We start from the raw sequence: 11,682 nt of genomic DNA, 5'->3' as shown, positions 1-11,682 counted from the left end.
AGTAAATAGATAAATAAATAATATCTCTCTAAAACGATACAAAGATCGATGTAAGCCAATCGCAAAACATCGACAGCGCATTCTAGGCCTCAAGTAGCGTAAGCGCTAGGCAAAGATCATGGCGCGGGATGGAGCAGCCCGGTAGCTCGTCAGGCTCATAACCTGAAGGTCGTAGGTTCAAATCCTACTCCCGCAACCAACAATTATATCACAATGTCAAAGACTTAACAGGTCACCCCTCAAGGGCGGCTTTGGTGTCTTGCACCCGCAGGGGCAGTTTAGGGGCATTTGTTCCCAACGCCCAACAATAGAATCCAACACTCCAGAGCAATCCGTTCCTGAAACAGGACTAATTGTTTTGAGTTGGTGTTGCCGACACCGAAAATCAAAAAACAAACAAATTTAAGATCAGCACCGCCAGGTGCGTTTTATGAGTTTTAAAGGTTTTAAGAGTTTTAGGCCGAATTAGCTTAACGCTTTCAAAGCCTTAAACCCCCTAAAAAACTCGATGTACGTATTTGACACCGCGAAGTACGTATTTGGCAACATGATGTACGGCATCAAAAACTCGATGTACGGGAATTGACAGAAGCCTTAAGTCTTTGGGCTCCAGGTTGTGGATAAGGCCAAAGAAGATTTGGCATTCAAAATATTGTGGGTGTCGAGGTGTCGGAAATTTCCAAAACGACAGTTTCAGAAATCAATGTGAATTACCGCTGACCCAAATTTTGTGTGTGGCTAATTTTGTCAAAAATCGAAGACTTGATGTACGGCTGTCTGACAATTCTGAAAAACCATAGAACAGACGTTAGTGGAGAATGCAGCAAAAGGCAGGAAAGAGCCCAAAGCTACCGAATTGCTGCGGCTAGTCGAAAGTCCGCTAAGCGCAGCAGGACCTGCCTTTTTGGATAGGTGGGCATGGAACAGTTGCGTAAGAACAGTAGACGCAGCAATCCCCTTCAAGAGGTTTCAAGACGGTCTGACACGACTTGCATTCATAGAACCATTGGCATGCATCAGTCGGCATCGTCTCAGTTTCAACGTGTCCACAAGATGGACAGGTGAGAGTCGATTGCAGCACTACTTTTGCGTCTTCTGTCGCCATATCGCGTACCCCGTCAGTATGAGAAATCCTGCCAATATCGGCAGCAAGACAGCATCGCTGTAGACGACACCAAGCAGGCCTGTCAGGCCAAGCGCTGTTAGCACGACCGGCAAGATCGGCGTGAAGCAACAGAGAGCAGCCAAAATCGTGCCGCCCACCCCGAGCGCAAGGAGTTTGTTCTTCATTGTGTCGATCTCCACAAATCCCACATGAAACGCTGCGCTGACGCCTCCCAGAGCGGCGAAGACAGCGCGACCAAAAAGGCGATGGACGCAAGTGATGTCCAGACAATTGCAGACCGCCTACGCGTTGCGCAGGATCTGCGTCGAAGCACCCGATACCACGCCCATACGAGAGCAATGGCGACGCCAACAAGAATAAATTCTCGGTAAGCGACGAATGGCCCAAGGATAGTGAGCCCTGCGCCACCTAGGCCTAATATCGAAAGGCCGATAGGCAAAACACAACATGATGCAGACAACAGCGCCAAAAGCGCTGCGATGAGCATCACTAGGTTGGCAGCGATGCCGGTATCTGCCACGGGTTGTTGGTTTGCATTCATGTCCATTTTGCTTTTTTACTTCCTGTAGCCACTACAGGAGCAAGCAAAATGTTCACCATCGGCAAAGCGTCGGAACGCAGCGGCGTGAACATCGAAACGATCCGATACTATGAACGAGAGGGTATCGTTGCGAAGCCGGGGCGTTCCGCAGGCGGGCGTCGGATGTACTCGTCAGATGAAATCGCCAAACTCAGGTTCGTGCGCCGTTGTCGCGATTTGGGCTTCCCGATCTCGATAATCCAGACCTTTCTATCGCTCACTGCGCAGAGTGATCGATCCTGTGGCGAGGTGAAGACCATCGCCGAGAACCATTTGGGAGAGATAGACGCCAAGATTGAAAACTTAATGCGCCTTCGGGAAGCGCTCTTGAGCCTTTCAGAGAACTGCAACGACGGAACTGCGGCCTGTCCCATGCTCGATGCTTTGATGAAGCATGGGTTTGGCGATGGCCTACACGAGTAAAGCAGCCGTTAGTTTTGAATTCGCAAACGGTAACTTCGTCCCGCGTCTTTCGAGTTCATGCGCCACGCGGCGAATGGCACTGTTTCCCGAAGGGGTCACTCGTCAACAGCGCGGCGAAGGTGTCAGGAGAGCCCATAGCGGAAGTCTGCAAATCACGCTGCGAGCGCGCGCAGCGCAGAAGATGCGGCGTGACCGAAAATCCATTTGCCGCGACGCAGCGCGCAAAGCGGCCATATACACAAATACTAAGCTCCCACTGTCATCGTTGTGCTGATGTCTGGGTGTGGAGAGAGTATTGGAGCGCAAATCATGCCAAGAGTCCGACATCCCGCAACTACACCGAAATGCAGAGCCTGAAAAAAGGGGCAGATCATCGGTCAGAAGCGGACTTCGCTGCCCAAACAGGTCTGGGCTATACGAGCGCGCTTGGAATTGACCGGCACTGAACCCAAACGAACGACACCACATGCTGAACCCTGCGTGAAAGACTGCCGCCTTTAGCTGTCCGGCCCACCAATGCGTCGCGAGCAACGCCTATCAGTGTTGAGTATCTAGAAGTTCGCACATTTTCCGTGTATTATGGTGTCGATATCTCAACACTATGTCGATAAAACACATGGAAAAATCTGCAAAACGCAAAATCGTTTCCTCTCGTCATCTGGCAGATGGTGAAGGATGGGAGGCTTCAGAGTTTGAGTTCGGGCTGATCATTGCTTTCAACGCGTTCTCGCGCTGGATGGTTAAATGTATGGCTGCAGCAGGGCACACGGATATGAGCCCGTTGGAAATCCTCGTTCTTCATAACGTGAACCATCGGGGCCGCGATAAGCGGCTGAGCGACATCTGTTTCTTGCTCAACATCGATGACACCCACACCGTCAATTACGCTCTACGTAAGCTTTCCAAGGCTCAATTGATTGTGTCCGAAAAGCGCGGCAAGGAAGTGTTTTACAGCACATCAGGCGAAGGGGCTTCGCTGTGCGAAGAATACCGGACTGTGCGTGAGCGCTGCCTCATTGATGGCCTCGGCCGGATGGACATTTCGGGCGAAGAGTTGAGTGCCATCGCCGCAAGCCTGCGCGCTTTATCGGGCCAATACGATCAGGCAAGTCGGGCCGCGTCCTCTTTGTGACGCGGCCAGACAGGAGATTTCATCGACTCATCGCATCCGGCAGATATGTCACGATCTGAGGGAACAGCGTGATCAGGACGACAGCTAGCAACAGCAGAAAGAAAAACGGCAGCGCGGCCTTGGCGATGCGCAGGATGTCGATCCCCGTCAGCCCCTGAATGACGAAGAGGTTAAAGCCGACCGGCGGTGTGATCTGGCTCATCTCAACGACCAGCACCAGATAGATGCCGAACCAAATGGGGTCGATTCCGACGGCCAGGACCATCGGCATGATTATGGAGGTCGTGAGAACCACAACCGAGATGCCATCGAGAAACAGCCCCAGCACGATGAAAAATATCGTCAGGACCGCCAACAGCACATATGGCGACAGACCCATCTCGCCGATCCACGAGGCGAGGTTACGGGGCAAGCCCGTGAAACCCATTGAAACGGCGAGGAAGGCCGCACCAAGAAGAATGAAAGCGATCATGCATGATGTTCGCGCTGCGGACAAAAGCGCATCCATGAAGTCGCGCCGCGAAAAGCTGCCCGAGAGGACGGCCATTAGGATCGACAACAGAACGCCAAGGGCCGCAGCATCTGTTGGTGAAGCGATGCCTGTGTAGATCGCTCCAATCACACCTGCGATCAGCAGGGCCACAGGGATCAGCCCACGCGCCTCCCATAGTTTTTCTTTCAGGTTCAGTTTGACCGTTTCAGCGGGGATGAGGTTGGGGTCCATCCATGCGCGGACAGCGACATATACGCTGAACAACCCCACGAGCATCGCGCCGGGGATCAAGCCCGCCACAAAGAGCCGGGCGATCGATTGTTCAGTGGCCACGCCATAGACGATCAGGATGATCGATGGCGGGATGAGAAGACCAAGGGTGGCAGAGCCCGCGAGAGTGCCAAGGATCAGGCTTTCGGGATAGCCGCGCGATTTCAGCTCCGGAATGGACATCTTGCCAATGGTGGCGGCAGTGGCGGCGGATGAGCCTGAAACCGCAGCAAAGATCGCGCATCCAAGGACATTCACGTGCAGCAGCCGGCCCGGCAACCCGCCAAGCCAAGGGGCGAGACCGTTGAACATGTCCTTGCTGAGCCGCGACCTGAGCAGGATTTCACCCATCAGGATAAACAGAGGAAGCGCAGTCAGCGACCACGAATGGCTGTGCCCCCAGAACGTCACCGCAAGGTTCAGGCCAACGGACGAATTCGAGAAGAATGCAAGGGCGACAGCGGCGACAGCCGATAGCGAAAGCGCAATCCAAAGCCCTCCGGCCAAAAAGACGAACAAGAGCCCAAGCAGGATGAGGCCAACGACAGGATCAGACATTTCAGGCTTCCTCGGACGCAGCGATGACAGGCTCGCCGCGCAAAAGTGTTTCGATCAGGCTGTGGATGACGGAGACGCATAGCAACGTCATTCCGATGCCCATGGCGGTTTGGGGGATCCAAAGCGGGATGGGGATCGTTCCGTTGGAGACGTCTCCAAAATGGATGCTCTCTGCGACAAGGACCCAGATGTAGTAGACTGCGAAGATGGTTAGTGCTGACGCAGCGATGAGGGCAATCACCTCGGCAATAAGGCGGGCGCGTTCGGGCAGACGCGCGGTAACCAGAGACACCTTGATGTGGCCACCGCTGCGAAACGTATAGGGCATCGCAAGGAAGGTGGCGGCAGCCAGCATGAAACCCGAAAAATCAGCGTAGGACGGGATTGTCGATGGCAACGGCAGGCCGAAGACTCGCGTCGCAAAATTCAAGAAGATCTGCGCGCTGATCAAAACGGCAATCGCCAGGATCGTGACGGCCGATACCCAACCTGCCGCAAGATAGATTCTGTCCAGAAATGTTCGCATGATGTGCCCCTTATGAATTAGCCCGGCGCTTGGGCGGGAGACGACCAGCGCCGGGCTCTCTTTGGCAAACGAAAACCAACCAAATGGGGTTCCCGTTTGGCCCTTTACTGCTGATATGTGGTCAAAATGGAAAGTGCGGCATCGGATGCGCTGGCTTCCCAGTTGGTCAGCATCTGTGCACCGATCTCTTGCAAGCCAGCAGTCAGGGCGTCGCTTGGTTCCACGATGATCATGCCATTTTCGGCCATGATCGCCGTCTTGGCTTCTGCTTCAGCGGCTGACATTTCCCAACCGCGCACCTCAGCTGCGGCGGCAGCTTCCAGAACGGCGGCTTGCACATCGTCAGGCAAACGCTGGAACGCGCGCATGTTCACCACAACGATATTCTTTGGCACCCAGGCGTTGATCGGCGTGTAGTGCGTGACAAAATCCCAAGCAGTGGAATTCGCGCCGGTGGATGGTGACGTAACCATCGCTTCGACCTGGCCGGTTGCAAAGGCCTGCGGGATGTCAGGGGCTTCGACCTGCACCGGAGCGGCACCTGCCAGCGTTGCGAATTCTTCCAAGGCTGCGTTGTATGCACGGAAGCGCAGGCCTGCGAGACCCTCGACCGTTTCGATCTCACCATTGGTATAAAGACCTTGGGCAGGCCATGGCACTGAGAAGAGTGGCATGAGACCTTGTTCTGCCAACAGTTCGGTCACAACCGGCTGCTGCGCCGCCCAAAGACGCTGCGCTTCCTCGTAGCTTGTCGCTACGAAAGGCTGGCTGTCGATCCCGAAGGCGGCATCATCATTGACCAGACGCGACAAGAAGAATTCGCCAATCGGAACCTGACCAGACCGAACGACATTGCGGATTTCACCATGCGGAAACAAGGAGCCGCCGGAATGAACGGTGATCTCCAGCGCGCCATCGGTCGCTGCAGCAACGTCTGTTGCAAACTGAGAGATGTTTTGAGTGTGGAAGGTCGCGTCACCGTAAGGGGTCGGCATATCCCATGTATCGGCGGCGGCAGCACCGCTCAGACCAACGGCAAGACCAGCGGCCAGGATGAAGTGTTTCATTGTTAAGCTCCTGTGTTGAACCGAACCCGGAGAGAAATTCCAAATTCATTACGTTGACAAATTGTCAGCGTTTTGCACATAAAGCAACAAATTTATGTTTAGGAGATGGAAATGAATTTGCGCGCTGATTCCAAGTGGGACTTCTGGATTGACCGTGGCGGCACGTTCACGGACATCGTTGCACGAACGCCGGAAGGCGACCTAAGAACCCACAAGATTCTTTCAGAAAAACCAGAGTCTTACAAAGATGCAGCCGTCCAGGGCGTGCGCGATATCATGGGGCTTTCCAAGGAAGACGCTATCCCTGAAAACGCGATCTCTGCCATTAAAATGGGCACCACGGTCGCGACGAATGCTCTTCTTGAACGTAAGGGTGAACGGACAGTTCTGTTTATCACGCGCGGCTTCAGAGACCTTCTGCGAATCGGATATCAGAACCGGCCCGACCTGTTCGCTCTCAATATCCAACTGCCCGATCTGCTCTATTCTGATGTTATTGAAATCGACGAACGGCTCGATGCTGATGGGGCTGTCATCGAAGCAATGGATCTGCAGAAAGCCCGCGAGGCCATCTGCCACGCATACGGCGAGGGATACCGTTCCGTCGCCATTGCCCTCCTTCACAGCTATCGCAACCCGGAGCACGAAAAGAAGCTGGGTGAGATGGCAGTCCAGCAAGGCTTTGAACAAGTCTCGCTCAGCTTTGAGGCAAGCCCACTCATCAAGCTGGTGTCACGCGGGGATACGACGGTGGCAGACGCCTATCTCACGCCGATCCTGAAAAGGTACGTGAACCAAGTTCGCAGCGCTCTGGGTTCTGACTCTGTCGAGCGGCTGATGTTCATGCAGTCCAACGGTGGCCTGACCGATGCGGACCTTTTCCATGGGCGGGATGCCATTCTGTCAGGGCCTGCAGGCGGTGTCGTTGGCATGGTGGGTACGGCCACACAGGACGGCTTTGACAAGCTCATCGGTTTCGACATGGGTGGCACCTCAACCGATGTGTGCCACTATGCCGGTGAATACGAACGCAGCTTTGAAACCGAAGTGGCCGGGGTTCGGATGCGCGCGCCGATGATGAATATTCACACAGTGGCGGCAGGCGGCGGGTCTATCCTGTCGTTCCGGGACGGGCGGTTGCAGGTTGGTCCCGAGAGTGCGGGCGCCGATCCGGGCCCGTCCTGTTATCGTCGTGGCGGCCCGCTGACGGTCACGGATTGCAATGCAGTCCTTGGCAAGCTCCAGCCCGAGAATTTTCCAAACGTCTTCGGGCCAGACAGCAATGAGCCGCTGGATGTGGACGCTCCGCGCCGACTGTTCGAAGCGCTCGCACAGGAAATTGCACAGCAAACAGGCGAAGCGCCTTTGTCCGTCGAGGTTTTGGCGACAGGCTTCCTGCGGATTGCCGTCGACAGCATGGCGAACGCGATCAAGGAAATCAGCGTCTCTCGCGGATATGACGTGACAGGCTACACCCTAAACTGCTTTGGCGGCGCGGGTGGCCAACATGCTTGCCTCGTCGCCGATGCGCTTGGCATGACCTCTGTCTATCTGCACCCGTTTGCCGGTGTCCTGTCTGCCCTTGGCATGGGGCTCGCGGACATCGTGTCGATGCGCGAACAGCAGCTGATTGTCCCGGTGTCTGATCTCGCTTCGATCACCGCGGCCTCAGTTGCCTTAACCACCGAGGCGACAGAGGAGGTCTTGCAGCAAGGCGTCGCGCGCAGCGACATCACCGTGCGCGAAAAGGTCTACCTGCGGATATCCACATCCCAAACGACCTTGCCTGTGGCCCTCGGCTCGCCGGAAGACATGGTTGAAGCTTTCCGCACGTCCCATGAAGTTGAGTTCGGCTTCCGCCCTGAAACAGACGATATCATTGCCGAAATGATCTCGGTCGAGGCGGTCGGCGCATCAGGGGCAAACGCCAAACTGCCCAATGCCGAAACACAAGAAAGCCAGCACGGCACCACACAGATGTGGGCCGAACATCGCATGCAATCTGTGCCAACGCATGATCGCACCAAGATGGGTGTCGGCGTTGTGGTCACAGGCCCCGCTGTCATCAACGAACCAACAGGCACCACGGTCGTGGAACATGGCTGGGAGGCCACTTGCATCGACGGAGGCGCGCTTGTCTTGCGACGCGCAGTTCCGCTCGTGCGCGAAGAAGCCATTGGGACAAGTGTCGATCCGATCATGCTTGAGGTGTTCAACAACCTCTTTATGTCCATCGCCGAACAGATGGGCGCGACATTGGCGAAAACTGCGGCCTCCGTGAATATTCGCGAACGGCTTGATTTCTCGTGCGCCATTTTCGACGCCAGCGGTGATTTGGTTGCAAACGCACCGCATGTCCCGGTGCATCTGGGTTCCATGAGCGCGAGTGTGAAATCGATCCTGCGGGAAAATGAAGGCACAATTCAGCCCGGCGACGTCTTCATGATGAATGACCCATTCAATGGCGGCACGCATTTGCCGGACGTGACCGTGATTACGCCCGTTTTTGATGAAAGTGGTCAGGACATCCGGTTCCTTGTCGCCTCACGCGGGCACCACGCCGATATTGGCGGCAAGACGCCCGGTTCGGCCCCTCCGGACAGTCGTCACATCGACGAAGAAGGGGTGTTGATCCGGAACTTCAAACTGGTCTCCGGTGGCCGCCTTCGCGACACCGAAACACGCGATCTTCTCGCATCAGCGACATACCCATGCCGCAACATTGATCACAACATGGCCGACCTGACCGCGCAGGTTGCGGCCAATGCGACGGGTAGTGCCGAGCTGCAAAAGGCGGTGGCGCAATTCGGCGCGGATGTCGTTCAGTCGTATATGCGCCATGTCCAAGACAATGCCGAAGAATCCGTCCGCCGTGTCATTGATGTTCTGGAGGACAGCCGCTTCACCTATCCGCTTGATAGTGGAGCCAAGATAGAGGTCGCCATTTCCGTGGACCGCGCATCACGCAGCGCAACGGTGGATTTCACGGGCACCTCTGAGCAGGACGCGCTGAACTACAACGCACCTTTGGCGATTTGTCATGCGGTCGTCTTGTATGTGTTCCGCACACTTGTCGGCTCAGACATCCCCATGAACGAAGGTTGCTTGAAACCCATCAAAATTATCGCGCCAGAAGGAAGCTTTATCAACCCGAACTACCCTGCAGCCGTTATTTCGGGGAACACGGAGGTCAGCCAAAGCATCGCAGACGCTCTTTATGGCGCGCTCGGTGTCGTCGCAGGCAGCCAAGGCACGATGAATAATTTCGTCTATGGTGACGATACGCTGCAGAACTATGAAACGATCTGCGGGGGCACAGGGGCCGGACCCGATTTCAACGGGTGCTCGGCGGTTCACAGCCACATGACAAACACTAGGATGACGGATCCGGAAGTGCTTGAAAGCCGCTTCCCGGTGCGCGTGCGGTCGTTTGCAATCAGACAAGGCTCCGGCGGGGAAGGTCAGCACCGAGGCGGAAACGGGATCGTTCGCGAGATTGAATTCCTCTCCCCCATGACCGTAACGGTCTTGTCGTCGCACAGACAAACACGGGCCTTCGGTGTGAGTGGCGGGACCCCAGGTGCACCCGGTGAAAATCAAGTGCGCCGCATGAACGGCACCGTTGAAAATCTTTCTGGAAACGATCAGCGCGAAATGACCCCCGGTGATGTCTTTGTAATGAAAACTCCGGGTGGCGGTGGCTTTGGTGCAGCAGACAGGCAGTCCAAGGTTGCGGCAGACTGAGCAGTTCTTTCCTCTCCGACGTCGAAGCCTTCTACGATCTCGCTGTCAAAGACCTCGCCCTTCCGACGGGTGTTGGTGAAAAGATTAAGGTCGCCAACGCGACCTACACGACGCGCTTTGGCGTCCGGCTACGTGACAGGATGTTCACGTTCACTGGCTGGCGATCTGCGCATTCAAATCATCAGAGCCCCGCAAAGGGCGGCATCAGGTATGCACCCAACTGCACGGTTGAGGAGGTTGAGGCGCTTGCAGCACTCATGACCTACAAATGCGCCTTGGTTGGGGTACCATATGGCGGTTCCAAAGGGGCACTGTGTCTCGATCCGTCAGACTGGACCGAAGCCGAGCTTGAGAAGATCACAAGGCGTTTCGCCCAGGAAATGATCCGCCACAGGTTTCTGGACTCCGCCAACAACGTTCCCGCGCCAGACGTCGGCACAAACGAGCGCACGATGATGTGGATCGCGGACGAATATAAACGTCTGCGCCCTGAGGATATCAATGCGCTCGGTTGCGCTACCGGCAAACCTCTGGGCGGCGGCGGTATCGAAGGGCGGGTCGAGGCGACCGGCCGAGGCGTCCAGTACGCCATTCATGCTGTCTTTGACACGCCTAAGCTGGTGGATCCGATTTTCTGCGACGCCCGTTTGTCTGGCAAAAGTGTTGCGATCCAGGGGTTCGGCAATGTCGGTGCGCATGCAGCCTTGTTCCTAAGCAAAGAGGACGGCTGCAAAATTACCTCCATAATCGAACGCGACGTGGTCTTGACGAACCCAAATGGGATCAATGTGGACGATCTGATCGCGCACCGAGATGCCACAGGCTCGCTAGCTAACTTCGCGGGTGCGACGTGCAAAGAACCGACGCCGGACGCTCTGCTGGCAGACTGTGACATCCTGATCCCCGCAGCAGTTGAGGGCGTGATCAACGCAGATATCGCCCGCCGAGCACCGGCGAAGTTGATCGTAGAAGCTGCGAATGGTCCCTGCACGTTTGAGGCGGCAAAGATTTTGGGTGACCGCAAGATCCAAGTCATCCCAGACCTCTACGCCAACGCAGGCGGGGTCATCGTCAGCTACTTTGAATGGGTGAAGAACCTTGGACACATGCCGTTTGGCTTATTGGAACGCCGTTATCACGAGAAAGGCCACCGTGTATTAACCTCGACCATCGAACGCACCGTCGGAGCGTCACTGCAGTGGGACGAAGACGCAAGTTATCTAAGTGGGCCGACGGAGCTCGACATGGTGCGCTCTGGCCTGGAAGAAATCATGCGCCGCACTCTCAGCCGGATCGTTGGCGAGCAGTCCTTACGCGGCGGAGACATAAGGAGCGCTGCCTATCGTTTGGCTGTAAATCAGGTCGCGGACGCCTACCGCGCTATTGGTCTATAGTTTAGTCGCCACAGACAAAACCTAGTTGCGATCTATGCTGACAATCAGTTCAAATAGAAAAGAAAAAACGTCTCGACAGCGCCCTTTCACGTTGCGAAGTTCGTTTTCCACAGGGTTCTGGGTCTCGTTAGTCGATCCAATCTGCGGAGAAAATACGCTTTGAATTGCACCGTGATCGGCAGTTTCCAATGACTGCTCTGGCGGACGTCTCCGCGTTGCAACAACGACCATGCTGCACCCGCAAATTATTGCTGCACAAGCAATGGCCGCACCTGCACAAGTCCGGTTTGTCCCGCTTTGCTGAACTAGCAGAAGTGCGCAGCGAACGTCTGCTTCTCTAATTGGGTGTCTGGGTCAAGCTCATATTCC

10 protein-coding genes and 1 tRNA gene are annotated in these 11,682 nt (G+C 55.5%); 5 read left to right on the top strand and 6 right to left on the bottom strand.

Annotation, left to right across the window (positions count from 1 at the left end):
- The first annotated feature begins 122 nt into the window (after window positions 1–122).
- Window positions 123–199: transfer RNA gene (locus tag TA5113_RS08775), tRNA-Met, on the top strand.
- A gap of 681 nt (window positions 200–880) precedes the next feature.
- Here TA5113_RS08775 and TA5113_RS17180 read toward each other — a convergent pair.
- From TA5113_RS17180 to TA5113_RS08765, 3 genes are read right to left on the bottom strand one after another with little or no spacing between them, the layout of a single operon-like run.
- Window positions 881–1,105, bottom strand: a complete 225-nt coding sequence (locus TA5113_RS17180; RefSeq protein WP_082625790.1) for a GDCCVxC domain-containing (seleno)protein — start codon at window positions 1,103–1,105, stop codon at window positions 881–883.
- On the bottom strand, window positions 1,081–1,290 hold the full coding sequence (gene merF, locus TA5113_RS08770) for a mercury resistance system transport protein MerF (protein WP_058313918.1): 210 nt from the start codon (window positions 1,288–1,290) through the stop codon (window positions 1,081–1,083). The genes TA5113_RS17180 and merF overlap by 25 nt, the downstream gene beginning before the upstream one ends.
- Window positions 1,287–1,673, bottom strand: coding sequence for a hypothetical protein (locus TA5113_RS08765; RefSeq protein WP_058313919.1), 387 nt, complete (start codon window positions 1,671–1,673; stop codon window positions 1,287–1,289). The genes merF and TA5113_RS08765 overlap by 4 nt, the downstream gene beginning before the upstream one ends.
- A gap of 42 nt (window positions 1,674–1,715) precedes the next feature.
- On the opposite strand from TA5113_RS08765, the gene TA5113_RS08760 reads away from it, so the two are divergent.
- Complete coding sequence (locus tag TA5113_RS08760; protein WP_058313920.1) at window positions 1,716–2,129, top strand: MerR family transcriptional regulator; 414 nt, start codon at window positions 1,716–1,718, stop codon at window positions 2,127–2,129.
- Between the two features lie 616 nt (window positions 2,130–2,745).
- Entirely contained in the window at window positions 2,746–3,261 is a 516-nt protein-coding gene (locus tag TA5113_RS08755) for a winged helix DNA-binding protein (RefSeq protein WP_082625791.1), read from the top strand.
- 19 nt (window positions 3,262–3,280) lie between these two features.
- On the opposite strand, the gene TA5113_RS08750 is transcribed toward TA5113_RS08755, so the two are convergent.
- The 3 genes from TA5113_RS08750 to TA5113_RS08740 form a co-directional block, all read right to left on the bottom strand.
- On the bottom strand, window positions 3,281–4,582 hold the full coding sequence (locus tag TA5113_RS08750; RefSeq protein ID WP_058313922.1) for a TRAP transporter large permease: 1,302 nt from the start codon (window positions 4,580–4,582) through the stop codon (window positions 3,281–3,283).
- Window position 4,583: 1 nt separating this feature from the next.
- Entirely contained in the window at window positions 4,584–5,108 is a 525-nt protein-coding gene (locus tag TA5113_RS08745; RefSeq protein WP_058313923.1) for a TRAP transporter small permease, read from the bottom strand.
- Window positions 5,109–5,212: 104 nt separating this feature from the next.
- Complete coding sequence (locus TA5113_RS08740; RefSeq protein ID WP_058313924.1) at window positions 5,213–6,175, bottom strand: TRAP transporter substrate-binding protein; 963 nt, start codon at window positions 6,173–6,175, stop codon at window positions 5,213–5,215.
- A gap of 111 nt (window positions 6,176–6,286) precedes the next feature.
- Between TA5113_RS08740 and TA5113_RS08735 the strand changes: the two genes are divergently transcribed.
- Entirely contained in the window at window positions 6,287–9,919 is a 3,633-nt protein-coding gene (locus TA5113_RS08735; RefSeq protein ID WP_058313927.1) for a hydantoinase B/oxoprolinase family protein, read from the top strand.
- Window positions 9,916–11,313: a Glu/Leu/Phe/Val family dehydrogenase gene (locus TA5113_RS08730; RefSeq protein ID WP_058313925.1), complete on the top strand. Its 1,398-nt coding sequence runs from the start codon at window positions 9,916–9,918 to the stop codon at window positions 11,311–11,313. Before TA5113_RS08735 ends, TA5113_RS08730 begins: the two co-directional genes overlap by 4 nt.
- Window positions 11,314–11,682: the final 369 nt, after the last annotated feature.

It is taken from the genome of Cognatishimia activa, from assembly GCF_001458335.1.
GTDB classification, from domain to species: domain Bacteria; phylum Pseudomonadota; class Alphaproteobacteria; order Rhodobacterales; family Rhodobacteraceae; genus Cognatishimia; species Cognatishimia activa.
Note: the sequence above shows the minus strand (reverse complement) of the source record. Positions and strands in the feature narration are given on the sequence as shown.

What these genes read in the sequence shown, in the direction of transcription:
- TA5113_RS17180 (WP_082625790.1), bottom strand. Translation starts at nt 1,105, where the DNA reads ATGGCGACAGAAGACGCAAAAGTAGTGCTGCAATCGACTCTCACCTGT.
- merF (WP_058313918.1), bottom strand. Translation starts at nt 1,290, where the DNA reads ATGAAGAACAAACTCCTTGCGCTCGGGGTGGGCGGCACGATTTTGGCT.
- TA5113_RS08765 (WP_058313919.1), bottom strand. Translation starts at nt 1,673, where the DNA reads ATGGACATGAATGCAAACCAACAACCCGTGGCAGATACCGGCATCGCT.
- TA5113_RS08760 (WP_058313920.1), top strand. Translation starts at nt 1,716, where the DNA reads ATGTTCACCATCGGCAAAGCGTCGGAACGCAGCGGCGTGAACATCGAA.
- TA5113_RS08755 (WP_082625791.1), top strand. Translation starts at nt 2,746, where the DNA reads ATGGAAAAATCTGCAAAACGCAAAATCGTTTCCTCTCGTCATCTGGCA.
- TA5113_RS08750 (WP_058313922.1), bottom strand. Translation starts at nt 4,582, where the DNA reads ATGTCTGATCCTGTCGTTGGCCTCATCCTGCTTGGGCTCTTGTTCGTC.
- TA5113_RS08745 (WP_058313923.1), bottom strand. Translation starts at nt 5,108, where the DNA reads ATGCGAACATTTCTGGACAGAATCTATCTTGCGGCAGGTTGGGTATCG.
- TA5113_RS08740 (WP_058313924.1), bottom strand. Translation starts at nt 6,175, where the DNA reads ATGAAACACTTCATCCTGGCCGCTGGTCTTGCCGTTGGTCTGAGCGGT.
- TA5113_RS08735 (WP_058313927.1), top strand. Translation starts at nt 6,287, where the DNA reads ATGAATTTGCGCGCTGATTCCAAGTGGGACTTCTGGATTGACCGTGGC.